The 22,735-nt window shown below is 69.5% G+C and carries 24 protein-coding genes and 1 pseudogene; 9 read left to right on the top strand and 16 right to left on the bottom strand.

What is annotated here, in order from left to right; translation table 11 throughout:
• From AC069I_RS34010 to AC069I_RS34040, 7 genes are all read right to left on the bottom strand, one after another.
• Positions 1 to 894, bottom strand: coding sequence for a carbohydrate ABC transporter permease (locus tag AC069I_RS34010; RefSeq protein WP_478267232.1), 894 nt, complete (start codon positions 892 to 894; stop codon positions 1 to 3).
• Positions 891 to 1,652, bottom strand: a complete 762-nt coding sequence (locus AC069I_RS34015; protein WP_478230135.1) for a DeoR/GlpR family DNA-binding transcription regulator — start codon at positions 1,650 to 1,652, stop codon at positions 891 to 893. Before AC069I_RS34015 ends, AC069I_RS34010 begins: the two co-directional genes overlap by 4 nt.
• A gap of 148 nt (positions 1,653 to 1,800) precedes the next feature.
• Positions 1,801 to 2,982, bottom strand: a complete 1,182-nt coding sequence (locus AC069I_RS34020; RefSeq protein ID WP_478267233.1) for an RNA polymerase sigma factor — start codon at positions 2,980 to 2,982, stop codon at positions 1,801 to 1,803.
• Positions 2,983 to 2,987: 5 nt separating this feature from the next.
• Entirely contained in the window at positions 2,988 to 3,341 is a 354-nt protein-coding gene (locus AC069I_RS34025; RefSeq protein ID WP_478230137.1) for a YciI family protein, read from the bottom strand.
• Positions 3,342 to 3,368: 27 nt separating this feature from the next.
• Positions 3,369 to 5,189 (bottom strand): glutamine--fructose-6-phosphate transaminase (isomerizing), encoded by a 1,821-nt coding sequence (glmS, locus tag AC069I_RS34030; RefSeq protein ID WP_478267234.1) that lies wholly within the window; start codon positions 5,187 to 5,189, stop codon positions 3,369 to 3,371.
• Between the two features lie 42 nt (positions 5,190 to 5,231).
• Positions 5,232 to 5,504: a hypothetical protein gene (locus AC069I_RS34035; protein ID WP_478230139.1), complete on the bottom strand. Its 273-nt coding sequence runs from the start codon at positions 5,502 to 5,504 to the stop codon at positions 5,232 to 5,234.
• A 212-nt stretch (positions 5,505 to 5,716) separates the two neighbouring features.
• The gene (locus tag AC069I_RS34040; RefSeq protein ID WP_478230140.1) at positions 5,717 to 6,793 is read right to left on the bottom strand and encodes a M20 family metallopeptidase; all 1,077 of its coding nucleotides are present in this window, start codon (positions 6,791 to 6,793) and stop codon (positions 5,717 to 5,719) included.
• 50 nt (positions 6,794 to 6,843) lie between these two features.
• Between AC069I_RS34040 and AC069I_RS34045 the strand changes: the two genes are divergently transcribed.
• A complete protein-coding gene (locus AC069I_RS34045) occupies positions 6,844 to 8,031 on the top strand; it encodes a cytochrome P450 (RefSeq protein WP_478233019.1) in 1,188 nt (395 codons plus the stop codon).
• Between the two features lie 4 nt (positions 8,032 to 8,035).
• Here AC069I_RS34045 and AC069I_RS34050 read toward each other — a convergent pair whose 3' ends face one another.
• Positions 8,036 to 9,601 (bottom strand): adenylate/guanylate cyclase domain-containing protein, encoded by a 1,566-nt coding sequence (locus tag AC069I_RS34050; RefSeq protein WP_478233020.1) that lies wholly within the window; start codon positions 9,599 to 9,601, stop codon positions 8,036 to 8,038.
• Positions 9,602 to 9,661: 60 nt separating this feature from the next.
• Positions 9,662 to 10,465: a class I SAM-dependent methyltransferase gene (locus AC069I_RS34055; RefSeq protein WP_478267235.1), complete on the bottom strand. Its 804-nt coding sequence runs from the start codon at positions 10,463 to 10,465 to the stop codon at positions 9,662 to 9,664.
• Between the two features lie 115 nt (positions 10,466 to 10,580).
• Here AC069I_RS34055 and AC069I_RS34060 point away from each other — a divergent pair, with 115 nt between their 5' ends.
• Positions 10,581 to 10,835: a hypothetical protein gene (locus tag AC069I_RS34060; RefSeq protein ID WP_478233022.1), complete on the top strand. Its 255-nt coding sequence runs from the start codon at positions 10,581 to 10,583 to the stop codon at positions 10,833 to 10,835.
• A gap of 163 nt (positions 10,836 to 10,998) precedes the next feature.
• On the opposite strand, the gene AC069I_RS34065 is transcribed toward AC069I_RS34060, so the two are convergent.
• A complete protein-coding gene (locus AC069I_RS34065) occupies positions 10,999 to 11,691 on the bottom strand; it encodes a MerR family transcriptional regulator (protein ID WP_478267236.1) in 693 nt (230 codons plus the stop codon).
• Between the two features lie 80 nt (positions 11,692 to 11,771).
• On the opposite strand from AC069I_RS34065, the gene AC069I_RS34070 reads away from it, so the two are divergent.
• From AC069I_RS34070 to AC069I_RS34080, 3 genes and pseudogenes are all read left to right on the top strand, one after another.
• Positions 11,772 to 12,242, top strand: a complete 471-nt coding sequence (locus AC069I_RS34070) for a DUF6194 family protein (RefSeq protein ID WP_478267237.1) — start codon at positions 11,772 to 11,774, stop codon at positions 12,240 to 12,242.
• 21 nt (positions 12,243 to 12,263) lie between these two features.
• Positions 12,264 to 13,014: pseudogene (locus AC069I_RS34075) on the top strand (TioE family transcriptional regulator).
• A 188-nt stretch (positions 13,015 to 13,202) separates the two neighbouring features.
• Positions 13,203 to 14,360 carry a S1 family peptidase gene (locus tag AC069I_RS34080; RefSeq protein ID WP_478230148.1) on the top strand — a complete coding sequence of 386 codons (1,158 nt, stop codon included), beginning with the start codon at positions 13,203 to 13,205 and terminating at the stop codon, positions 14,358 to 14,360.
• A gap of 49 nt (positions 14,361 to 14,409) precedes the next feature.
• Here the strand turns inward: AC069I_RS34080 and AC069I_RS34085 are convergent, their stop codons facing one another.
• From AC069I_RS34085 to AC069I_RS34100, 4 genes are read right to left on the bottom strand one after another with little or no spacing between them, the layout of a single operon-like run.
• Positions 14,410 to 14,892, bottom strand: coding sequence for a DinB family protein (locus AC069I_RS34085; RefSeq protein WP_478267238.1), 483 nt, complete (start codon positions 14,890 to 14,892; stop codon positions 14,410 to 14,412).
• Between the two features lie 46 nt (positions 14,893 to 14,938).
• On the bottom strand, positions 14,939 to 15,910 hold the full coding sequence (locus AC069I_RS34090) for an alpha/beta fold hydrolase (RefSeq protein ID WP_478230150.1): 972 nt from the start codon (positions 15,908 to 15,910) through the stop codon (positions 14,939 to 14,941).
• 13 nt (positions 15,911 to 15,923) lie between these two features.
• Positions 15,924 to 16,388, bottom strand: coding sequence for a DinB family protein (locus AC069I_RS34095; protein ID WP_478230151.1), 465 nt, complete (start codon positions 16,386 to 16,388; stop codon positions 15,924 to 15,926).
• The gene (locus AC069I_RS34100) at positions 16,385 to 16,978 is read right to left on the bottom strand and encodes a class I SAM-dependent methyltransferase (RefSeq protein WP_478267239.1); all 594 of its coding nucleotides are present in this window, start codon (positions 16,976 to 16,978) and stop codon (positions 16,385 to 16,387) included. Before AC069I_RS34100 ends, AC069I_RS34095 begins: the two co-directional genes overlap by 4 nt.
• Positions 16,979 to 17,046: 68 nt before the next feature.
• Between AC069I_RS34100 and AC069I_RS34105 the strand changes: the two genes are divergently transcribed.
• Positions 17,047 to 17,616, top strand: coding sequence for a helix-turn-helix domain-containing protein (locus AC069I_RS34105; protein ID WP_478267240.1), 570 nt, complete (start codon positions 17,047 to 17,049; stop codon positions 17,614 to 17,616).
• Here the strand turns inward: AC069I_RS34105 and AC069I_RS34110 are convergent.
• Positions 17,613 to 18,215, bottom strand: a complete 603-nt coding sequence (locus AC069I_RS34110) for a response regulator (protein WP_478230153.1) — start codon at positions 18,213 to 18,215, stop codon at positions 17,613 to 17,615. The two genes, AC069I_RS34105 and AC069I_RS34110, sit on opposite strands and share 4 nt — an antisense overlap.
• The gene (locus AC069I_RS34115; protein ID WP_478233250.1) at positions 18,212 to 19,315 is read right to left on the bottom strand and encodes a sensor histidine kinase; all 1,104 of its coding nucleotides are present in this window, start codon (positions 19,313 to 19,315) and stop codon (positions 18,212 to 18,214) included. The genes AC069I_RS34110 and AC069I_RS34115 overlap by 4 nt, the downstream gene beginning before the upstream one ends.
• A gap of 118 nt (positions 19,316 to 19,433) precedes the next feature.
• Here AC069I_RS34115 and AC069I_RS34120 point away from each other — a divergent pair, with 118 nt between their 5' ends.
• The 3 genes from AC069I_RS34120 to AC069I_RS34130 are packed head-to-tail and all read left to right on the top strand — an operon-like array spanning position 19,434 to position 22,498.
• Entirely contained in the window at positions 19,434 to 20,315 is an 882-nt protein-coding gene (locus tag AC069I_RS34120; protein WP_478267241.1) for an ABC transporter ATP-binding protein, read from the top strand.
• A gap of 15 nt (positions 20,316 to 20,330) precedes the next feature.
• Positions 20,331 to 21,050 carry an ABC transporter permease gene (locus AC069I_RS34125; protein WP_478230155.1) on the top strand — a complete coding sequence of 240 codons (720 nt, stop codon included), beginning with the start codon at positions 20,331 to 20,333 and terminating at the stop codon, positions 21,048 to 21,050.
• A 23-nt stretch (positions 21,051 to 21,073) separates the two neighbouring features.
• Positions 21,074 to 22,498: an alpha/beta hydrolase gene (locus AC069I_RS34130; protein ID WP_478230156.1), complete on the top strand. Its 1,425-nt coding sequence runs from the start codon at positions 21,074 to 21,076 to the stop codon at positions 22,496 to 22,498.
• Positions 22,499 to 22,735: the final 237 nt, after the last annotated feature.

Raw genomic sequence — 22,735 nt, forward strand, 5'->3', positions numbered from 1 at the left:
TCACTCACCGCCCCGCATCCGGCGCACGAGCGAGAAGTTGACCAGCGCGAACACGGCCGAGCACAGGAACAGCAACCACGCGATGGCCGCCGCGTATCCGGCGTCGAACTCGCCGAACCCCTTTTCGTACAGGTACATGGCGAGGGTCTGGAACTGCCGGTCGGCGCCGCCCGTCCCGTTGACGCCGGTGTCGTCGAACAGCTGCGGCTCCGCGAACAGCTGCAACCCGCCGATCGTCGAGACGACGACGGTGAAGGCGATGGTCGGCCGGATCGCGGGCACGGTGATGGACCAGAAGGTCCGCCAGCGCGAGGCACCGTCGAGCATCGCGGCGTCGTAGCGTTCCTGCGGCACGGATTGCATGGCCGCCAGGTAGAGCAGCGCGTTGTAGCCGGTCCAGCGCCACATCACCATCGTGCTCACCGCGACGTGCGAGGCGAACCGGTCCGAACGCCAGTCCACCGGGTCGAGCCCCACCAGGCCCAGCGCCCAGTTGACGACGCCGTAGTCTTCGGCGAACAGCTGACTGAACACCAGCGCCACCGCGACCACCGAGACGACGTTGGGCAACAGCACACTCGCCCGCCACAGGGTCCGCGCCCGCAGGGGACGGTCGAGGAGCGCCGCGAGACCGAGCGCGGCCAGCAGTTGCGGGACCGTCGAAAGGACGAAGATGCTGACCGTGTTGAAGAGCGCGTTGTAGAAGTACTGATCCTGGAGCAGCACGGCGAAGTTGCCGAGCCCTGCGAATCCGGTGTCACCGTTGACCAGATGCCAATGGTGCAGCGCCACCCAGGCGGTGTAGAGCAACGGGAAAAGACCGAACACGCCGAAGAGGACGTAGAACGGCGCTGTCATCAGGTATCCGGCGAGCCGCTCGCCCGTACGCTTCAAACGATGATCACCTTGACGCCTGCCCGGCTGATGTCGTCGATCTCCTCCGGTTCGACGCCGCTGTCGGTGATCAGGGTGTCGACGTCGCAAAGGCCCCCGAACCGGGCGAAATGGTCGTCGCCGATCTTCGTGTGATCGGCCAGCAGCACCGTCCGCCGGGCGGACGCGATGGCCGCGCGCTTCACCATCGCCTCGGCGGTGTCCGGGGTTGTGAGCCCTCGCTCGACGGAAAGACCGTTGGTACCCAGGAAAGCGACGTCGACGTACGTGTCCTTGAGAGCGTCGAGCGCCCAGCCGTCGACAGACGCCATGGTGTGGCCGCGCAGTCGTCCCCCGACCAGCATCAGCGTGACGCCGGGCCGGTTGGCGAGGGTGAACGCGTTCGGCAGCGAAGGGGTGACCACGGTCAGCCCACGGTCGGCGGGGACGAGGTTCGCCAGCCGGGCCACCGTGGTGCCCGAGTCCAGCAGGATCGCGCCCCCGTCGGGGATCTGCTCCAGCGCCGCGGCGGCGATGCGGTCCTTTTCCGCGCTCATCACCGCGTCGCGGGCGTCGAGCCCAGGCTCGATGCCCAGCCGCTCGACGGGGATCGCGCCGCCGTGCACCCGTCGCACCGCTCCGCTGCGTTCCAGCGCCGTCAGGTCACGGCGGACGGTCTCGCTGGTGATCTCGAAAGCCGCCGCGAGCGTCGACACGTCGACCCGGCCCTTCTGCCGGGCCTGCTTGAGGATGGCGCGCTGCCGCTCTTCGGCGTACAACGGTCACCTCCTGCCTGGCGGATGAGCGGTCATGGCGACAATAGTTGGTTTCTCACCGGTCCGACAACGGAACCCCTCATCCGGAACACGACGCTCTGTCCATTGAGGACACAGCGGGCGCGGCGTTTTCGTCGGCAGTTGCCCGAAACTACGACAGGACTGCCCGTTTGGCCCGCAGGAAAGCCCGTTCCGTGTCGTTGGTGACCAAGGCGATCGCCTCGTCGTAGGCCGCGACGGCGTCCGAGGTCCGGCCGAGACGGGACAGCAGGTTCGCCCGTGTGGCGGGCAGATGGTGATACCCGGGCAGGTCCAGTCCCTCGATCGCGGCCAGTGCCGCCGCCGGGCCGTGCACCTCGGCGACGGCGACCGCGCGGTTGAGCGCGACGACCGGCGTCGGGGTGAGCCGCCACAGCTGGTCGTAGAGCGCCAGCACCTGTGTCCAGTCGGTCGACTCGCCGTCCGTGTGCACGGCGTTGATCGCGGCCTGCACCTGGTATGGGCCAGGACGGCCGAGGCGCAGGCATCGCCGCACCAGTTCGTGGCCCTCGGCGATCAGTTCCCGGTTCCACGACGACCGGTCCTGCTCCGCGAGCACCACCAGCTCACCGGAAGGCCCCACCCGCGCGGGGCGCCGGGCTTCGGTGAGCAAGAGCAGTGCCAGCAGCCCGATCACCTCCGGCTCGCCGGGGATCAGATCGGCGAGCGCCCTCGTCAGGCGCACCGCCTCCACGCACAGGTCCGTCCGCAGCAGGTCGCCCGACGTGGACGCGTACCCCTCGTTGAAGATCAGGTAGAGCACGGTGAGCACGGAGTCCAGCCGATCCGGCAGTTCACCGCTCCCCGGCACCCGGTACGGGATGCCCGCGTCGCGGATCTTCTTCTTGGCGCGGACGATCCGCTGGGCCACGGTCGGTTCCGGGACGAGGTACGCCCGCGCGATCTCCCCCACCTCCAGCCCGCCGATCAGGCGCAGGGTGAGCGCGGTCCGCGCGAGCGGCGAAAGCGCCGGATGGCAACAGGTGAAGATCATGCGGAGCTGGTCGTCGCGGACCGGCCCCTCCTCCCGCGGCCCGTCCTGGGAGTGCAGGAGCAGCGCCTGGGCGTGCCGGGCCTCGCGGGTGGATTCCCGGCGAAGGCGGTCGATCGCGCGGTTGCGGGCGGTGGTCACGATCCACGCGCCCGGATTGGGCGGCGTCTCCGCCCACTTCTCCACCGCCGTCGCGAACGCGTCCTGAACCGCCTCCTCGGCGAGCGAGATGTCGCCGAGGAGGCGGGTCAGGGTGGCCACACATCGGCCGTACTCCGCCCGGTAGATCCCGTCGAGATCCATCGGCGTCACCGAGACGGGTCGCCGAACGGCCGCACTTCGATCGGCTGCCCGCAGGCGAGCGCGCATTTCTCGGCCCAGGCCAGCGCCTGGTCGAGGTCGTCGACCTGGATCACCCAGAACCCGCCGAGCTGTTCCTTCGTCTCGGCGAACGGCCCGTCGGTGATCGTGATCGTGCCGCCTTCGGGGCGGACGACCGTGGAGACGTCCGAGTGCTCCAGACCGCCCACGAAGACCCAGGACCCGGCGGCCTTCATCTCGTCGGTGACCTTGCCCGTCCTGGCCAGCATCGCCCGGACCTCTTCCTCGGGCGCGTCCCGTTCGCTCTCGTCGAGCTGGACGGCGAGCAGGTACTGCCTCATGTCGGACCCCTTCGACGGCTCAGGAGATCATTCCACGGTGACGGACTTCGCGAGGTTACGCGGCTTGTCGATGTCGTGACCGAGGATCAGCGCCGCGTGGTAGGCCAGCAGTTGCAGCGGAATGGTGAGCAGGATCGGGTCGAGTTCCGGCTCCGATCGCGGGACCACGAACCGCGGCACGTCGAGATCGCCGAAGTCCACGTCGTCGTGGGTGATCGCCAGCACCTGCCCCTTGCGCGCCTTGATCTGCTGCATCGCGGCCAGGTTGCGGTCGGCGAGGTCGTCGGACGGCACGATCGCGACCGTCGGCAGCTCCTCGTCGATCAGCGCGAGCGGGCCGTGCTTGAGCTCCGAGGTCTGGTATGCCTCCGCGTGCCGGTACGAGATCTCCTTGAACTTCTGCGCGCCCTCCCGTGCCACTGGGAAGCCGCGGACCCGGCCGATGAAGAACAGGCTCCGCGCGTCCGCGTAGATCTTGGCGTGCTCGGCGATCCGGTCCTCCGCCTCGACGATGGCCGCGACCTGCTTCGGCAGCGCGCGGAGTGCCGCGACGATGCGCTGTCCGTCCGCGTTGGACAGATCGCGGACGCGGCCCAGCGCCAGCGCGATCATCGCGAACCCGACGGCCATGTTGGTGAGCGCCTTGGTCGACGCGACTGCGATCTCCGGGCCGGCGTGCAGGTACAGGCCACCGTCGCAGGCCCGCGCGATCGTCGATCCCACGACGTTCACGAGGCCGACCACCCGGCCGCCCTTGCGCTTGACCTCTTCGACGGCGAACGCGGTGTCCGCCGTCTCGCCGGACTGGCTGACCGCGATGTAGAGGGTGTCCGCTTCGATGATGGGGTTGCGGTAACGGAACTCGGACGCGGCCTCCGCGTCGGCCGGGACCCGCGCCAGGTCCTCGATCATGGTGGCACCGATCTGGCCCGCGTAGTACGCCGAACCGCAGCCGAGGATCTTCACCCTCGCGAAGCCGCGCAGATCACGGGGAGTCAGGTTCAGACCGTCCAAACGGGACACTCCGAACCGGTCGTCCAGCCGTCCGCGGATCATCCGCTCCAGGCATTCCGGCTGTTCCTGGATCTCCTTGTACATGTAGTGCCGGTGCCCGCCGAGGTCGAGGTCGTCGGCCTGGATGTCGATCGCCGTCGCGGCCTTGCCGGTGTCACTCTCGTCGACGGTGAAGGTGCGGTAGCCGGTGGCCGAGACGCTGGCGAACTCGCCGTCGTCGAGGTGCACCACCTGCGAGGTGTGCCGGACCAGCGCGGACAGGTCACTGGCCACGAACATCTCCCGGTCGCCGACGCCGATGATCAGCGGCGAACCGTTCCGCGCGACCACGACCCGGTCGGGGTGCCCGGTGTCGGTCACGGCGATGGCGTAAGTACCGGTGACGCGGGAGACGGCCTCGACGACCGCGTCTTCCAGTGTCTTGGCGCTCGACCGCGCGATCAGGTGGGCGAGCACCTCGGTGTCGGTCTCGGACGACAGCGTCACCCCGGCCTGGGTGAGCTGCTCGCGCAGCGCGTCGGCGTTGTCGATGATCCCGTTGTGCACCACGGAGATCCGGCCGTCCTCGGAGACGTGCGGATGGGCGTTCGCCTCGGTCGCCGGGCCGTGCGTCGCCCACCTCGTGTGCCCGATGCCGACCTTGCCCGCGAGCCGCTTGGGCAGCGCGGCCGTCAGATTCCGCACTCGCCCCACGATCCGGTGCACCTGGGCGCCTTTACCGCCCAGGACGGAGATCCCGGCCGAGTCGTAGCCGCGGTACTCCAGCCGCGTCAGCCCCTCGATCAGGATCGGGGCGGCGTTCTGGCCGCCGATGTAGCCGACGATTCCGCACATGACGAGTCAACCTCACAAAAGAAAACGGACGGGCGTGTTCCGTCAGCCGTAGACGATGCGGCGCAGTTGCCGCTCGGACAGGTCGGGAGGCGCGACGAGACGACGGCTCAACTCGCCGGCGATACGGGGGAAGATCTCCGGGTTCTTCCTGCCATCGGCCTGCAACCGGGCATGCCGCTCACGGACGTACTGCTCGACCGGCTGCCGGTAGAACGCCAGGACGTCCTCGACGACACGGGCGGCGATGGCCGTCGACAGACCCGTCGACAAGGCCACCTGCTCGACGATGTCCGCGTCCTCCACGGAGCCCATCATGCACATCGGGCTATCGAAACGCCAGTTCTTGCCCGAAATCGGGCAAGAACTGGCGAGTCACCCCTCGCGCTTAGTCGACTGAATGCGGCGGTGGGATGCCCGGCCAGTCCGTGAAGGCCTCCTTCACTACCCTGAGGGTAGGAAACTCGACCCTCATCCCTTGCCGCCCGCGAGACCGAAGTCCCGCAGTCAGTCGACTGAATGCGCGGCGATCAGTGGCCCCGGATCGCCTTCACCAGCCCGGCGGCCAGCTCTGCCCGTTCCACCATCGACTCGACCAGCAGGTACTCGTGATCGGCGTGCGCGCCACCGCCGACGGCGCCGAGCCCGTCGAGGGTCGGGACGCCGATCGCGGCCGTGAGGTTGCCGTCGCTCCCGCCGCCGACGGCCACCCCGGCGACTCCGGGCAGCAGCCGTCGCGCGACGGCGAAGAGGTCCGCGGCCGCCGACTCGGGCATCGGCGGCCGGTGGATCCCGCCCCGCACCACGAGTTCCGCCCCTCGCAGGCGCGGGGTGAGCGCGGCGAACCCGGCTTCGACGCGCTCCTTCTCCTCGGCGGACTCGACCCGCACGTCGACCACGACGGTCGCGGACGCGGGCACGACGTTGCTCGCCGTTCCCGCCGAGGCGACCGTCGGGGTGACGCTCGTCCCGGCCTCGGGCCGGTCGAGCGCGGCGATCGCCAGCACCTGATGCGCGGCTTCGGTCAGCGCGTTGACCCCGGCCGCGGGCTCGAGGCCGGCGTGCGACGCCCGGCCGGTGACGACGACCTCGAGCGTGCCACAGCCCTTGCGGCCGATCTTGAGGCCGCCGCCGTCGGCCGCTCCTTCGAACACGAGCACCGCGCCGCACGCGCGGGCGCGCTCCTCGATGAGCGCGCGGGATTCGTGCGAGCCCGTCTCCTCGTCGGCCGTCACCAGGATCTCGACCCCGGTCCTGTCGCCGAGCGCGGCCAGGCCGTGGATCGCCTGCACCAGCCCGCCGAGCATGTCGAACACCCCGGGTCCGGTCACCCGGCCGCCGGTCACCGCGAACGGTCGGCGGGCCAGCGTGCCGACCGGGAACACGGTGTCGTGGTGCCCGAGGATCAGCACGCGCGGTTCGCCGCCGCCGGACCACCGGACGTGCGGTCCCGCCGCGCTCTCCACCAGGCTCGCCGTTCCACCGAGTCGAGCCTCGACGAGGGCGGCGAGCGCCTCGGCCGACGCCGTCAAAGCCTCGATGTCCCCCGAAGGCGACTCGATCTCGACGAGGGTCCTGAGGTCTTCGATCATCGCGTCGACAGTCATGCCGATACTTTCGCGCAGGCGAGAACGCCGTCGCGCATAGGATCGGGATCATGCTCGAAAACCTGCTCGCACCGGAGACCAGAGCCGATCCGTATCCGTTCTACCGCCAGGTCTTCGCCCGCGGCCCGGTGTTCGAGGCCGCCGACCGGTTCTTCGTGGTCAGCGGGTTCGAAGAGGCATCGGCGCTGCTGAGGAACCCCGCGTTCGGGCACTCGGAGCCCGAGGTACTGCCGGATCCGCACGAGAACGAGCCGGTCGACGAGCAGGGCCGGGTGATCCGGTCGTTCCTCGCGCTCGACCCGCCCGATCACACGCGGCTGCGGCGGCTGGTCTCCAAGGCGTTCACGCCGAGGATGGTCGAGCAGCTCGCCCCGAGGATCGAAGAACTGGCGAAGGAACTGGTGTCGAAAGCGCTCGAAATGGGCGAATTCGACCTGATAACCGAGGTCGCGAAGCCGTTGCCGGTCGTGGTCATCAGCGAGCTGCTCGGGGTACCGCTGGCCGACCGCGACCGCTTCGAAGGCTGGTCGCACGCCATGGGGCGCGCGCTCGACCCCTCTTTCCTGATCGCGAAGGAAACCGTCGCCGCGGCCGTCGCCGCCCGGCGCGAATTCGTCGCCTACTTCCGCGAGCTGGCGAAGGAACGGCGGAGGCGGCCGACCGGCGACCTGTTCTCCGATCTGGTGTCGGTGTCCGACGAGGGCGACCGGCTCAGCGAAGGCGAACTGGTGATCACCGCGATGCTCCTGCTGGTCGCCGGGCACGAAACGACGACCAACCTGATCGGCAACGGGATCCTCGCGTTGCTGAACCATCCGGGCCAGCACCGGGAACTGGCCGAAGACCGCTCGAAGATCCCGAACGCGGTCGAGGAGATGCTCCGGTACGACTCTCCCGTCCAGCTGACCACGCGGCTCGCGCTGCGGGACACGACCGTCGGCGGCCAGTCCGTCGGCGAGGGCGCACAGACGGTCGTGCTGCTGGGAGCGGCCAACCGCGACCCGCGCGCGCACGAGGACCCGGACCGCTTCGACGTCGGCCGTCCCTCGCCGAGACATCTCGCGCTGGGGCAAGGCATCCACTTCTGCCTCGGCGCCCCGCTGGCGCGACTGGAGGGCCGCACCCTGTTCGAGGCGCTGCTCGGCGCCGGCCGCGCCTTCCACCGGACCGCGGATCCGGTCTGGGTGAAGCAAGTGACGCTGCGCGGCCTCGAAAGCCTGCGGCTCGAATTCGCCTGACGGGTCAGGACTTGGGTGTCGCGAGTGTGGTGGGCCGGGTGCGGCCTCGCAGGGTGACGTCCTCCGTCGCCCTCCAGTGCGCGGCCTCGCCCTCGGCCGCCGACTCGATCGCCGTCCACGAAGCGAGCAACCGGGCTTCGACGTTCTTCGCCAGTTCGGTCAGCCGGGCGGCTTCGTTGACCGGATCGCCGATCACCGTGTACTCGAACCGCCGCGGGTCGCCGACGTTCCCGGCGACCACCTCACCCGTCGCCACGCCGATCCCCGCCGGGCATTCGGGTACCTCCGCCGCCAGCCTGCGCGAAATCGCCCGGCCCGCGGACAGCGCGAGGGTCGCGTGGTCCTCCAGCCGAACAGGTGCGCCGAAGATCGCCAGCGCGGCGTCACCGACGAACTTGTTGACCAGCCCGTGGTTGCGGTCGACCTCGTCGACCACCACCGCGAAGAACCGGTTGAGCAGGCCGACGACCTCTTCGGGCGGACGGCTGGCGGCCAGCGCCGTCGAACCGATCAGGTCGACGAACAAGACCGACACCGTCCGCACCGTGCCGCCGAGTTCGGTCGACGTGCGCATCGCCTCGCTCGCGACGTCCTCGCCGACGTGCCTGCCGAACAGGTCGCGCAAGCGTTCGCGTTCGGCGAGACCGACGGCCATCCCGTTGAAACCCGCTTGCAGCAGACCGAGTTCGGTGCCGTCGTAGACCGGGATCTCCACGGCGAAGTCACCGGCCCGGACCCGGCCCAGCGCGTGCTGCACCGACCGGATCGGGTTCACCACGGCGCGGGCGGTGAACACAGTCACCAGGAGACCGAAGACCAGCACGACGAGGCCGAGCGCGATGACCGAGATGGCGAGCTTCGTGGTCGACACGTCGCCGCGCACCCACGCCAGCACCGCCGTGACCACCAGCCCGGCCACCGGCACCCCGGTGCCGAGGCACCAGAACAGCAGCATCCGCAGGTTGACCCCGCCGCTGAGCGGCCGGTCCGGCGAGGTGCCAGCGAGGGCGAGGGCCGCGTACGGCCGCAGGATGAACTCCCCGGCCAGGTAGGCGATCGCGCAGACGACGATCCCCGCGAACGCGACCACGAGCAGCTCGGTGAGCACGACCCGCGGCTGCACCAGCGCGGCCAGCACACCGAACACCGCCGTCGCGACGCCCCACAACACCGCCTGGACCAGCGTCAGGCGCAACGGGACACGAAGGCTGGCCACGCGCTCCTCGTCGCTCGGCGTCCGGCCGTCGGCGGCCCAGCGCAGTGTCCGCAGCGCGCCGCGGGTGCCCCACAGCGCGCCCACGACGACGGCGGAGACCACGTAGACGGGGACCGCGATCGCGGTCACGCGGACGAGGTCGCCGGACATACCGGGCGCGGGCATGAGCAGCGCCGCCAGCCCGACCACGACCAGCGCGCCGATGACGTTGGTCGCGATCAGCGTCCCGGTGAGCAGCCCTTGGACGCGACGGCGCAACACGGCCGAATCCTGGTCGAGCGGGCCGAGCAGCCAAGAGCCGAACGGCCCCTGCCCTCGGCCCCGAACAGAGGAGTCGTTGTTGTCTGGTCGCACCCGTGTCCCGCCGTTCACCCGGTTTGAGTGAACGACTGTACACCGAAGCGGGCGCGGTCGTCAGCGGACGGTGCCGGAGCCGATCAGCGTGGTGGCGTCGAGTTCGGTCACGCCTTCGGCCAGCAACGAATCGAGGTAGCGCTCACGCACCTGTTCGACGACGCCGGGTTCGAGGTCGTCAAGCAGTCCGCGGAATCCGGAGCCGATGACGACCAGCCACGCGATCTCAAGTGTCATGGCCAGCCGCAGCTCGTTCACCACGACGTCCACATCGGACAGACGCCGCCCGGAAAGCCATTCGGAGTAGGGACCGGCTTGGTTGATGCGGTCGATCAAGCCCGGCTCACGCTCCGGCGGCGGCGGGGAATCGGTCACCGCCGCCACCGCGCGGCCGAGATGGCGGCCGGCCGTCACCATGGACCCGCGGCGCCAGATCGTGAACACGGCCCGGCCGCCGGACCGGGCCCGGCCGATCAGCCGCTCGGCGCCGTCCGTCATGTCGGGAAAGAAGAAGATGCCGAGCGCGGATTGCACGACGTCGTAATCGCCGGTGTCCCACGCCGTCGCGTCGGCCTCGTGCGCGCGCAACTGCGGCAGCTCGGCCGAAAGGCGGCGCAGTTCGCCGATCATCGGCCCCGAAAGATCGATCGCGTCCACCACGCCACCGGCACCGACGGCACGCGCCGCGGGAATCGCCGACGCTCCGGTGCCGCAGCAGGCGTCGAGGACGCGGTCTCCTTCACCAATTCCGGCGGCCGCCACCGTGGCGGCGCCGATCGGTTCCCAGAGATGCCTGCCGAGCGCGGCGAAATCGGCGGCGGCCGCGTCAAAGGCCCGCTGGGTTCCCACTTTGCGAGAAGACATGCCGCGACGATAGCCGTTTCGCGGCCCGTACGAACCCGGCTGCGACGGACGGAGGCCGCGGAACCGTCCATCCAGTGGGCGAATCGCGCACCGTTCCGGCCCTAGCGTGGCCGGCATGAGGAAAACGTTGCTCGCGCTGCTCGGCGCGGCCGCCATGATGGGCACGATCGCCACCCCCGCAGCGGCGAGTGTCCAGGAGACCAGGGAATTCGTCGGGCACGGGTCGAGCGACTTCGGCCTCGCGCTCTTCTACGCCCGCCACGACGCCAGGACCCAGGCGGAGCGGGCCGGGTTCACCGACTGCGAGGAATACTTCAAGCTGGTCATCTCGCCCTACACGGCGACGGTCTTCTGGCGCTGCACGCGCTGAGACCTCGTGAGCGGCAAGGACGGTTCTAACCGTCCTCACCACTCACGAGACGTGCCCCACCCTGCCACCGCCGCCCTTGCTCGCCCCTGAAGTACATGGAGGCCTTCACGGACCTGCGACCAACTGCCACCACATCCAGTAGGTACCTAAGACACCCTTGGCACTAACCGTCCTTACCACTCACGACGCGGGAAAGCTCGGCGGTGCCGTCGAAAAGCGCCCGCGAGCGCGCCGTGATCCCGGCGTCCCTGGCGGCGAGCGCGGACGCGACGTCCTCCAGCCGCCGAGAGCGCCGCAGTTCCGGCATCAAGGCACGAAGCGGCGCGACGCGGTAACCGGCCAGCCGTAGCTGCTGCACGATCCGCGCGTCCCGCACCTGGGAAGGCGTGTACCGCCGCGTCCCCCGCTGATCGCGGCCGGGGACGACGAGCCGTTCCGTGTCCCAGTGCCGCAGCGTCGACGGGCGCACGCCGAGCGCCGACGCGAGCTCGGAGACGCCCATCGAGTCCGACCCGCGCACGTCTTCGATCGGCTCGCGGGAGATCACCCGGACGGCTTCCCTGGCCTCCCGGAGATCCGTGCGTTCGGCGTCGAGCCCGGCGTGGGCGGCGTCGAGAAGCGCGAGCACGGCGGGGAGGGGATCCCGGTGCACGGCGCGGACGATCTTCTTGGCCTCGACCGGCCCGACCCCGGCGGCGAGCGCGCGGTAGGCCAGCGCGGACCGGAGGTGGATCTCGCCGTAGGTCCGGTAGCCCGAGGCCGTCCGCGACGCCGCCGGGAGCACGCCGTCGCGTTCGAGGTTGCGCACCTGCTGGACGGAGTATCCCGCCAGGCGCGCGACCTCCGCCGTACGCATTGATTTGAGACTTGACACCTGCACTCCGTCGAAAACCCGCTCGAACCCTCCATTAGCACTTTAATGCCACGCTTGAACACATGACCATCGAAGAGATCATCGGCCTCGTATCGGGCCTCGACGGCGTCCTGACCCTCACCCCCGGCCCTGACGACGAATGGCCGGAACTCAGCTGGGGCGACGCGTTCTTCTATTACTCGCCCGACGGTGTCGTCCCGACGAACGTCCAGCCCTTCGCGACGATCGTGACCAAGAACTACCCCGGCGACGAGAGCTCGCGGCTGGACCGCCCGGACACGTTCCGCGTGAACGTCCACGCCGGCAAGGAGGAGTTCACCCGGCGGCTCGGCCACACCCCCAAGGAGACGACCCCGGCCGACGCCTCCGGCACCGACACCCTGATCGCCCACCCCGTGTACGGGACCGCGGGCTGGGTGGCGGTGGTGAACCCGGCGTCAAAGACCGAAACGGCCGTCCGCGAACTGCTGGAAACCGCGTACCGGCTGGCTCGGGCCCGTTACGAACGACGGGCGGATTCCTCTCGCGGCTAGCGGAGCGAATATCGTTGGGCGGTGGGCCGGAACCTTCAACCACGTGAGCGGCTCAGGCCGGTCGACCTGGCGCGCGAGCACGGCCTGTCCACGCAAGCCGTCCGCAATTACGAGGCGGACGGCATCCTGCCCGCCGCCGAACGCGGTCCGCAGGGCTATCGCACCTACACGCCACTGCACGCGCGAGCCTTGCGCGCGTTCCTCGCCCTCGTGCCAGGGCATGGCCACGCGACGGCGACGTCGATCATGCGGGCGGTCAACCAGGACGCGGTCGAGGAAGCTCTCCGGCTCATCGACGAAAGCCACGCCCAGTTGCTCGACGATCGCCGCACCCTTCAGGCCGTCACGGCCGCGCTCCGCGATCTCGAGCCCGTAACGCAGGAGCGGGGCGAGATGTTCGTCGGCCCGCTGGCCCGGAAGCTCGGCGTCCGGCCCGCCACCCTGCGCGAATGGGAACGAGCGGGTCTTCTGCGGCCCGAACGCGACCCGAAGACCGGCTATCGCGTCTACAGCGCGGCCGACGTGCGCGACGCGAAACTGACCCATCAGCTCAGACGCGGTGGCTATCTCCTGGAGCGAATCGCGCCGGTGCTCGACCAGGTCCGTTCGGCAGGCGGGGTCGTTCCGCTGGAGTCGACGCTGCGCGATTGGCACTCGCGTCTCTCGGCCAGGGGCCGCGCCCTGCTCTCCGGTGCCGCCGCGCTGGAGAGCTATCTCGACCATACCGGCGCGCACTGACACTTTTGCGCCAATGACACCTCCGCGCAATTGAATACGCGGGCATTCCACGTTTTCCGCATACGAAAGTAGGTCCGTGATCACGGATCCTACTTTCGGCGCTACGGCATGCCGTACGGGCGCTCGTACTGTGCGTGACGTCGAGATGAACCGCCCGGTCCCCTGCGCTTTCCGAACATATTCCGGCGGTTCGTCGTTCCCTCCTTATCGAAGGAAATTCGCATGCGAATTCGCGGACCCGTCATGCTCACCCTGCTGAGTGTCTGTGCCGGAATCGGCGCGCTCGCCGTGCCGGCGACCGCCGCGCCGGTCACCGCCTACGACCAGACGATGCTCGAAACGCTCGCCGCCCAGCTCAAGGTCAGCCCGCTTCAGGCCGCCCAGAAGCTGGACCACGAAAAGAACCTGATCGCATCGCTGGACAGCATCAGAACCCGCGGCCTCCACACGGACGGCGCGTACTTCGACGACGCCGGCGCCCTCGTGGTGAACGCCGACGCCGGCTCGGCCAAGGAGCTGCGCTCGGCCGGGCTGACCCCGCGCACCGGCGCCCGCGGCGAGAACGCGCTGAACGCCCTGTCCGCCAAGGTCGGCACGGTGATCGGCAAGGACGTCGGGCAGGTCCAGTCCTGGGGTCCGGAACTCGCGGCCGACCAGGTCGTCGTCACCGTGCAGCCGGGCGCCGACAGCGCCCTCGTCCGCCGTCTCACGGCGCTGCCGGGCGTGTCGGTCCAGACCGGTGTCGCCAACGGGAACACCACGCAGGCCGACGTCATCCCCGGCCAGATCATGGACCTCGTCCCCGGCACCAACTGCTCGCTCGGCTTCCCCGGCACCACCAGCAGCGGCAACAACGTGATGCTCACCGCGGGACACTGCGTCGAAGGCAACCCGGACATCCTCAACCGCAACGGCGTCCACATCGGCCGCGGCGTGGCCACCCAGTTCCCGTCGGCCGACATGGGCCTGATGGACATCGACGCCGAGGACACCGGCCGCGGCTACGTGGACACCCGCATGGGCACCACGGTGCGGATCACCGGCAGCTCGAAGGCACCGGTCGGCACCACGCTGTGCAAGGCGGGCAACACCACCGGCTGGACCTGCGGCAAGATCACCGCGTACAACCAGACCGTCCGCTACAGCGGCGAAAGCGTCGCCACCACCGGGCTGGCGAAGTCGACCGTCTGCACCGAGGGCGGTGACAGCGGCGGCGCCTACATCGCGGGCAACACCGCGCAGGGCATGACCTCCGGCGGCCCCGCCGACGGTCACGACTGCGGCTGGAACCAGGGCTCCAACGCCACGGGTTCGTACTCCTACTACCAGCCCGTCGTGGACGCGGCGAACAAGTACGGGGTCACGCTGACCCGTTCCTGACGAACGACGCGCGATGACCGGGGAGCGACCGCTCCCCGGTCATCGTCGTCTACCGGGAACTGAGGATCTGCTCGCGCAGGATGTCCGCGTGGCCGCCGTGCTGAGCGAGCTCACGCAGCACGTGCAGGTAGACCCAGCGCAGCGGAAGCGGGCCGCGCCGGTTCCCGTGGAGCAGGTCGTCCAGGCCGAGGGCGGCCGCCGCCTTCCGCGACGCCTCGCAGGCCTCGCGATACGCCTGCCGCACCGTGGCGATCGTGTCCTCCTCGCCGAGGATGAACGACTCGTCGGGCGTGGCGGGGAGGCCGATCTCGGTACGCGGGCGGCAGGTGACGGCTTCGTCGAACCACACCTTCTCCACGAAGGTCGCGTGCTTCACCAACCCGAGCAGGGTCGTCCGGGAGGGGACGAGTGACCGGCGGGCCTCCTCCTCGGTCAGCCCTTCCAGCGACTCGTCGAGAACACGACGGTGCTCGTCGAGGAAGACCTCGAACTGCTCGCGGAACGGGTGGTTGAGGACTTCCAGCGTGGACATGCGGGAAGCATCGCAAAAACCGTCGATCCCGGGCAACCACGTTGTCCTACTTCAGGAAGCCGACCAGTTCGGCGCTCACGAACTCCGGATTCTCCTCGGCGAGCCAATGGCCCGCCCTCGGCACCTCGACGGCGCGAGCCAGGTCGGCGACGCGAGGCGCCAGGGTGGCCTTCTGCGGCTCGAGCAATCCTTCCGCGGTCATAAGCAGGGTGGGAGTCGTGATGGGCTTCGCGCCGGCGTTCGCGGTCGCGTCCTGCGCAAGCGTGCGGTAGAGCTCGAAACCGCCGTGCAGGACCTCCGGCCTCGTGTAGGTGCGGGCGTACTCGTCGATCTCGGCGTCGTCGAACGGCGACGGCGCCCCTGGTCCGCCGAAAGCCGTCCCCGAGTAGGCGACCTGCGGATAGAACAGGGACAGGTACTCGCGGACGTCGTCGCCGACGACGGCTTCGGGAACCGTCTTCTGCGAGTGGAAGGCGATGTGCCAGCTCAGGTTCCGGTAGGCCGTCGCGTCGAGCGCGGGGCCAGGCAATGGCAGATCGAGGTACGCGAGTTTGGTGAGATCGCCGGGGAACTGCGCCGCGTATTGGAAGGCGACCGCGGCACCGAGATCGTGCCCGGCGATCCGGACGTCGCGCAGGCCGAGCCGTCCGGCGACGAGGCCGTGCACATAGCGGGCAAGGGTGGCCTTGTCGTAGCTGGGCGGCGAGCCCGCGCTGTCGCCGAGACCGGGCAGGTCGAGGGCGTACACCGTGAAGTGCTCGGCCAGCGCGGGCATGACCCGGTGCCAGCCGTACCAGGTCTGCGGCCAGCCGTGCAGCAGGACGAGCGGGGCGCCCTTGCCACCGGTGACGTAGTGCATCTTCACGCCGTCGACGTCGGCGAACTCGTGCCGGAACTGCCGAGCGAACGCCGCGTCGCCGCGGGTGACGTTCTCGTAGGGCGGGGCGGCGGCCGGGGGCGAACCGCAGGCCGTCAGCAGGACGAGGGCCGAGACGAACGCGGCAGCTCGGTGGAACATGGGGATCTCCGTTTCAGCGCCCGGTGGCGCCATCGATCAGTTCGCGCAGGATGTCGGCGTGTCCGGCGTGCCGTGCGGTTTCTTCGATCAGGTGGGTCAGCGTCCAGCGCCGTGATCCCCGGCGGGGTCCGGTCGCGGCGAGTTCGTCCCAGGAAGCGATCTCGGCGTTCGCCGCGGCGACGGCTTCCCGGTAGGCGGCGAGAATCGACGCTGTCGTGTCGTCCGGCCCCGGCTGGAACGTGGCCTTCCAGTCGGTGACGCGGTGGCCGAGCAGCCAGTGGCGTTCGACGTGGGTCAGGTGTTTGACCAGGCCCAGCAGATTCGTGCCGGACGGCACGCCGGGAGTGCGGGCGCGGTCTTCCGGCACCCCTTCGGCCTTGGCCATGACCGCGGCGCGGAGATAGTCGAGGAACCCGGCGAGGACGTCCTTTTCCCCGGCACCCGTCGCAGGCGGCCCGGCGTCGCGTTTACGGCTCATCGCCCGGCCCGCCGGAGCACCAGGACGTGGTCGATGACGGTCGCGGTCCGGCCCGCCGGGCCGGTGGCCAGGCGCTCCGCCGCCTCCGCGCGGTCGATCGACCAGTCCATCGGGTCGAGCTCCAGTTCGGCCGCCACCTCGCCGGGAGTGGGGTACTCGGCGTCCTGGTCCCACGACCAGGGCGCGGCGGAGCCGTGGTCGACCACGACCAGCCGCCCGCCGGGATTCACCGAGCCCGTGGCGGTGCGCAGGACGCGGGCCCTGTCCAGTTCGAACGGTGTGTGGAAGTACTGCGCCGACACCAGGTCGAAGGCGCCGTCAGGGAAATCGTCGGCGAGATCGACGCGGAGCGCTGTGATCGGCGCGCCGCGTGCCTGGAGCGAGCGCACGGCCGCTCCGGAGATGTCCACCGCGGTCACTCGCCACCCTCGCGCGGCCAGCCACAACGCGTCTCCCCCGCCACCGCAGCCAAGGTCGAGCGCGGTGCCCGGGGCCAGCGGGCCCGCGATCTCGGCCAGTCTCGCGTTCACCTTCGGTGCTTCGGCGACGCTCCGTTCGTAGAGTTCGTTCCAGAATTCCGTCGCGTTCATGACCGCCACCTTCGCCCCGGAGCATCCGAATTGGCACGAAAACTTGCCGACCTGGCAAGATCGGCGACATGGACGAGACGGACGAGGTGCTCGACGCGGTCGGTCCCCGGCTGCGGGCGCTGCGCAAACACCGGGGCCTGACCCTGGCCGAGCTGTCGGCGACGACCGGGATCTCGGAAAGCACCTTGTCGCGGCTGGAAAGCGGCGGCCGCCGTCCCACGCTGGAGCTACTGCTGCCGCTGGCCCGCGTGCACGGCGTGCCGCTCGACGACCTCGTCGGCGCTCCCCGGACCGGCGATCCACGCATCCACCTCCAGCCGATCCACCGGCACGGCATGACGTTCCTGCCGCTCACCCGGCGGGCCGGCGGGGTGCAGGCGTTCAAGATGCTCATCCCCAGCCGGGCCGAACCGGCGGAGCCCACGCCGCAGACCCACGGCGGTTACGAATGGGTGTATGTCCTCAATGGACGGTTGCGGCTGGTGGTCGGCGACCGCGACATGGTCCTGCCGCCCGGCGAGGCCGCCGAGTTCGACACCGCGCTGCCGCATTGGCTCGGCTCGCCCGACGGGAAGGCCGTCGAAACCCTTGTCCTTTTCGGACCGCAGGGTGAACGCGCTCATGTGCGGGCGCGCTAGAGCCAGTCGTGTTCGCGGGCGTACCTCGCGGCCTGGTGCCGGGTCTGCGTCTGGGTCTTCTGCATGGCGTTCGAGAGGTAGTTCCGCACCGTGCCCTGCGCGAGGTGGAGCTGGGCGGCGATCTCGGCGACGGAATAGCCCTCGCTGGTCACCCGCAGCACTTCCAGCTCCCGCTCGGTCAGGGGACAGTCGTCGACGACGGCGAGCGCGGAGACGTCGGGGTCGATCCAGCGTTTGCCCTGATGCAGGGTGCCGATGACGAACGTGATGTGCGACGGCTCGGCGGCCTTGCTCACGAAGCCCTGGACACCGAGTTTGAGGGCCTTGCGGAGTACCCCGGGCTTCGCGTGCCGGGTCAGCATGAGGATGACCTGGTTCGGCCGGGTGCGGCGGATCTCCGCGACCGCGCCCAGCCCGTCCACCCCGGGCATTTCGAGGTCGATGACGAGAACGTCGGGCTCGTGCCGCAAGGTGGCCTCGACGGCTTCTTCGCCGTTCTCCGCCTCGGCCAGGACAGTGATCTCGCCTTCGAGCGGGAGCAACGCGGCCATCGCCTTGCGCAGCAGGGCTTCGTCGTCAGCGAGCACGACCGTGGTCATCGTTCCTCCCCGCCCGGGAAGGACGCGGCCGTCACGAACTGCCCGTCTTCCTGTTGCACCGTCAGTTCACCACCGTCCGCGACGACACGCTGTTCGAGCGCGGCCAGCCCCCGGAGTTCGGGCAGCGGCGCTCGCTGGGCACCGTCGTTGACGATACTGATGCTCCATTCCGACAGCGTGATCCGCACGCGGGTGGCCTGCGCGTGGCGCAGGATGTTGGTCGTGGTCTCGCGCAGGACCTGGCCGAGCAGCCTGCCCGCCGCCGGATCGACGTCCGCCTCCCGGTTGACGCGCACGCGGATCCCCGCGGCTTCGAAAAGGTTCCTCGCGTTCTCCAGTTCGGCGGAAAGGTTGAGCCGGCGCTGGGCGTAGGCGAGTTCCTTCGTCTGGGTGATCGTGTCGGCCACGAGCGCGTGGATCTCCCCCAGTTCCTGTTTGGCCCGCTCGGCGTCGATGTCCACCAGCTTCCTGGCGAGCGCGGCCTTGAGCTTCACCACGTGCAGCGTGTGGCCCTGGATGTCGTGCAGGTCGCTCGCGAACCGGACGCGTTCCCTGATCACGGCCAATTCCGCCTCCCGCTCGCGCGACTCTTCGAGCTCCTTGACGACGTCGTAGAACCGCTTGTTGGGGAACATGAGCCCGAGCACGACGGCGGTGATCGCCGCGGGGACGAACACGAAGCTGACCAGCTCACCGGAGACGTCCTCGTGGGAGACCAGCAATCTCAGCGCACCCACCCCCGCGACGTACGCGACCAGCGCGACGGCCGCCGCGATCCGGTGGCGGGGCAATTGGGGAACGACCAGGGAACCCACGAGGAAGACGCCGAAGAACGACGAACTCCCGCCTGCCACCAGCACCGAGAACGGCCACACGGCCGCCGTGACGACCAGGCACGGGATCGCCACCCGCAGGACCTCGCCCGCCGCCCACCGCACGAAGGCCACCATGGCCGCCAGCACGCCCACGCCCAGGACGACCGCGTGCCACCAGGTCCGCGCGTCGGACACGACCACGATCACCCCGCCGACGACCAGCAGCGGGAAGAACATGGTGAGGTTGAGCCTGCGCAGCTTTCCCTTCGCCGGCTCGCTGTCCACATCAGACATGAGTCCAGTATCGGCCCTCCGCCGCCGCGGACAACAGTGACACCACGTCATATCCGATCATGACGTGACCGCACTGGTCGGCGCGCGGCCGAGCGGCTGAAATCGTGCCATGACTTCGACAGCAATCGACGTTGACCGCCTGAACCTCAAGTACGGCCACTTCCACGCCGTGAAGGACCTGTCCTTCCAGGTCCGGCAGGGCGAGTTCTACGCCCTGCTGGGCACGAATGGCGCCGGGAAGACCTCGACCCTGGAAACCCTGGAAGGACACCGGAACCCGACGTCGGGCACGGTGCGCGTGCTGGGCAAGAGCCCGCGGGACCGCGCCGCCGTCCGCCCCGAGATGGGCATCATGTTGCAGGAGAGCGGTTTCTCCCCGGATCTGACGGTGAAGGAATCGATCCGCCTGATCGGGAGCCTGACCCGGCGCACGGACCGGCTCGAACGGGTCCTCGGCATCGTGGACCTGACCCGCAAGGCCGGCACGAAGGTGTCCCAGCTTTCCGGTGGCGAGAAGCGGCGGCTCGACTTCGCGACCGCGGTGTACGGCTCGCCGCGGCTGGTGTTCCTGGACGAGCCGACGACAGGTCTGGACATCCAGTCCCGGGACGCGCTGTGGGACGCGGTCGACAAACTCCGCGAGGACGGTTCGACCATCGTGCTCACCACGCATTACCTGGAAGAGGCCCAGCAGCGCGCCGACCGCATCGGCCTGATGCACCGGGGCACCTTCCACCAGGAGGGCACGGTCTCCGAACTCACGCGGACGCTGCCCGCCGTGATCCGGTTCTCCCTGCCGCCCTCGGCTCCGGCGTTGCCGCTGCAGGGCAGGCGTGAACACGACGGGAAGTTCGTCATCGAGACCTTCGGCCTGCAGAAGGACCTGCACGTCCTGCTGCGGTGGGCGCGGGACAACGCGGTCGAACTGCGGGACCTCGAAGCGGGCCCGACCCGGCTCGACGACGTGTTCCGCGCCATCGACAACGACTAGCCACAAAGGACTCTCATGCTTTCGATAGCCCGTAGCGAACTGATCCAGATCTTCCGGAACCGCTCGGTCCTGATCACCAGCTTCGTGATGCCACTGGCCATCTCCGCGTTCTTCGTCTACCAGCACGAAGTCTTCGCCAAGATCGGCAGTCTCGGCTACATCGCGGCGATCGTGATGTTCACCGTATGCGCGTTCGGCCTCTACACCAGCGCGGTGACCACACTGGCCTCGCGGCGGCAGAACCTCTTCCTCAAGCGCTTGCGCTCCACCGCGGCGGGTGACGCGTCCATCCTGGCCGGCCTGGTGCTGCCGGTCACCGTCATCTCGCTCGTCCAGGTGACGGTGATCATGGTCGTGCTGGGCGCGATCACCGGAGCACCCGCCGACGTCGCCCTGCTAGTGGCGGCGGTGCTCGCCAGCGTCGCCATGATGATCGGCCTCGGCCTGGCCACCGCGGGCCTGACCAACTCCCCCGAGCACGCCCAGGTCACCACCTTGCCGGTCAGTCTCGGTGTGATCGCCGTCGCCAGCTGGGTCGGCATCTCCGGTACCGACGAGCTGACCTTGCTCAAGCGGCTGCTGCCCGGCGGCTCGGCCACCGAACTCGCGGTCAACGCCTGGAACGGCGGCGTGGCCATCACCGATTCACTGCTCTTGCTCGCTCCGACGCTGGCGTGGGTCGTCGTCGCCGTCGTCCTGGCGTCGCGGCTCTTCCGCTGGGAGCCGCGCCGATGACCGTCCGAAGTGGAGGAACACTCATGCGCAAAGCCCTCCTTCCCGTTCTCGCCATCGTGCTGGTGGCCGCGGCGACCCCGGCGCTCGCGTCGACAGCGCCGAATTGGGGGCCGTGCCCGGAAGAGGCGGCGGGCCTCGGACTGGAGTGCGGCACGATCCAGGTCCCGCTGGACTACCGCGACCCCGGCGGCAGGACCATCGAGATCGCGATCTCCCGGCTGGCGAGCACCGAACCGGAGAAGCGCCGCGGCGTACTGCTCACCAACACCGGCGGCCCCGGCGGCGAAGGGCTGGCCTTTCCGGCCACCCTCAAGAAGTTGAACATCCCGCAGGAGGTGCTGGACAGCTACGACGTCATCGGGATGGATCCGCGCGGGGTCCACAACAGCACGCCGGTGACGTGCGGGCTGTCCCTCGCGGAGCATCCGACCAACATCCCGACGTACGCCAGGAACTCGGCCGACGTCACGACCGAGGCCCAGCGGGTCGCCGCCGTCGCCGCGAAATGCGGCTCCTCGGCCACCGCCCCGCTCCTGCCGTACATGACCACCGCCAACACCGCCCGCGACATGGACCGGGTGCGCGAGGCGCTCGGCGAGCGGAAGGTGAACTACTTCGGTATCTCGTACGGCACGTACCTCGGCTCGGTGTACACGTCGTTGTTCCCCGAGCGCAGCGACCGGTTCCTGCTCGACAGCGCGACCGGCCCCGGCGGCTGGGACGCCTCCTTCTCGCGCCTGTTCGGCCAGGGCGTCGAAGACCGCTTCCCGGACTTCGCGAAGTTCGCCGCCTCCAAGCCCGAATACGGCTTGGGCCGGACGTCGGCGCAGGTGACGGCGAAGTACTTCGAGCTCGCCGCGCGGCTGGACAGGACACCGAGCCCGGACGGCTACAACGGCCAGGTGTTCCGCCACGTCACGTTCGCCGATCTCTACTACGACAAGAAGCTGCCGCACCTCGCCGAAACCTGGCGCGCGCTCGACACCGGGAAGCCCGTCCCTTCGTCCTCGTCCAGTGCGGGCTACCCGTCGGACAACTACATCGCGAGCCAGCTGCACGTGATCTGCAACGACTCCGACTGGCCGGAGGACGTCGAGACCTACCGGCGCAACGTCGCCATCGACCGCTTCCGCCACCCGCTGTTCGGCGCCGCGGCCGCGAACATCACGCCGTGCGCGTTCTGGCCTTCCGAACCGATCGAACCGCCCGTGAAGATCACCGACCGCGGCCCGTCGAACGTCCTGATCGTGCAGAACCTCCGCGACCCGGCCACTCCGCCGGCGGGCGCACGGAAGCTGCGTCAAGCCTTCGGCGACCGGGCCAGGATGGTCACCGTCGACCAGGGCGGACATCTGGCGTACCTGTACAAGGACAACCAGTGCGCGAACGACCTCGCGACGGAGTTCCTGGTCGGCGGGACGCGACCGCGGGATGATTTCGCCTGCTGATCCGCGTCCGTCAGCGGCAGGTCCCGGTCCGGGCGGGTCGTGACCGGCCCTCTCGTACAGGACTGTGTGGATTTTGGGGCGTTGGATGACCCGAAATCCACACAGTCGTGCGTGATCGGCCCGGTCACGCACATTCGAGCCAGTGCTGTGGCATTCCGAAGGGCTCGTCGCTGGCGTGGCTGACAGGCAGATCGAACACGAGTTCGTAATTTTAAGCGAGAAGCGAAACGCCGAACA

The organism is Amycolatopsis sp. NPDC043885, from assembly GCF_056435685.1.

Excerpts from the sequence above, each read along its gene's own strand:
- AC069I_RS34020 (WP_478267233.1), bottom strand. The coding sequence starts at position 2,982 with ATGGATCTCGACGGGATCTACCGGGCGGAGTACGGCCGATGTGTGGCC.
- AC069I_RS34025 (WP_478230137.1), bottom strand. The coding sequence starts at position 3,341 with ATGAGGCAGTACCTGCTCGCCGTCCAGCTCGACGAGAGCGAACGGGAC.
- glmS (WP_478267234.1), bottom strand. The coding sequence starts at position 5,189 with ATGTGCGGAATCGTCGGCTACATCGGCGGCCAGAACGCCGCCCCGATC.
- AC069I_RS34035 (WP_478230139.1), bottom strand. The coding sequence starts at position 5,504 with ATGATGGGCTCCGTGGAGGACGCGGACATCGTCGAGCAGGTGGCCTTG.
- AC069I_RS34040 (WP_478230140.1), bottom strand. The coding sequence starts at position 6,793 with ATGACTGTCGACGCGATGATCGAAGACCTCAGGACCCTCGTCGAGATC.
- AC069I_RS34045 (WP_478233019.1), top strand. The coding sequence starts at position 6,844 with ATGCTCGAAAACCTGCTCGCACCGGAGACCAGAGCCGATCCGTATCCG.
- AC069I_RS34055 (WP_478267235.1), bottom strand. The coding sequence starts at position 10,465 with ATGTCTTCTCGCAAAGTGGGAACCCAGCGGGCCTTTGACGCGGCCGCC.
- AC069I_RS34060 (WP_478233022.1), top strand. The coding sequence starts at position 10,581 with ATGAGGAAAACGTTGCTCGCGCTGCTCGGCGCGGCCGCCATGATGGGC.
- AC069I_RS34065 (WP_478267236.1), bottom strand. The coding sequence starts at position 11,691 with ATGCGTACGGCGGAGGTCGCGCGCCTGGCGGGATACTCCGTCCAGCAG.
- AC069I_RS34070 (WP_478267237.1), top strand. The coding sequence starts at position 11,772 with ATGACCATCGAAGAGATCATCGGCCTCGTATCGGGCCTCGACGGCGTC.
- AC069I_RS34080 (WP_478230148.1), top strand. The coding sequence starts at position 13,203 with ATGCGAATTCGCGGACCCGTCATGCTCACCCTGCTGAGTGTCTGTGCC.
- AC069I_RS34085 (WP_478267238.1), bottom strand. The coding sequence starts at position 14,892 with ATGTCCACGCTGGAAGTCCTCAACCACCCGTTCCGCGAGCAGTTCGAG.
- AC069I_RS34090 (WP_478230150.1), bottom strand. The coding sequence starts at position 15,910 with ATGTTCCACCGAGCTGCCGCGTTCGTCTCGGCCCTCGTCCTGCTGACG.
- AC069I_RS34095 (WP_478230151.1), bottom strand. The coding sequence starts at position 16,388 with ATGAGCCGTAAACGCGACGCCGGGCCGCCTGCGACGGGTGCCGGGGAA.
- AC069I_RS34100 (WP_478267239.1), bottom strand. The coding sequence starts at position 16,978 with ATGAACGCGACGGAATTCTGGAACGAACTCTACGAACGGAGCGTCGCC.
- AC069I_RS34105 (WP_478267240.1), top strand. The coding sequence starts at position 17,047 with ATGGACGAGACGGACGAGGTGCTCGACGCGGTCGGTCCCCGGCTGCGG.
- AC069I_RS34110 (WP_478230153.1), bottom strand. The coding sequence starts at position 18,215 with ATGACCACGGTCGTGCTCGCTGACGACGAAGCCCTGCTGCGCAAGGCG.
- AC069I_RS34120 (WP_478267241.1), top strand. The coding sequence starts at position 19,434 with ATGACTTCGACAGCAATCGACGTTGACCGCCTGAACCTCAAGTACGGC.
- AC069I_RS34125 (WP_478230155.1), top strand. The coding sequence starts at position 20,331 with ATGCTTTCGATAGCCCGTAGCGAACTGATCCAGATCTTCCGGAACCGC.
- AC069I_RS34130 (WP_478230156.1), top strand. The coding sequence starts at position 21,074 with ATGCGCAAAGCCCTCCTTCCCGTTCTCGCCATCGTGCTGGTGGCCGCG.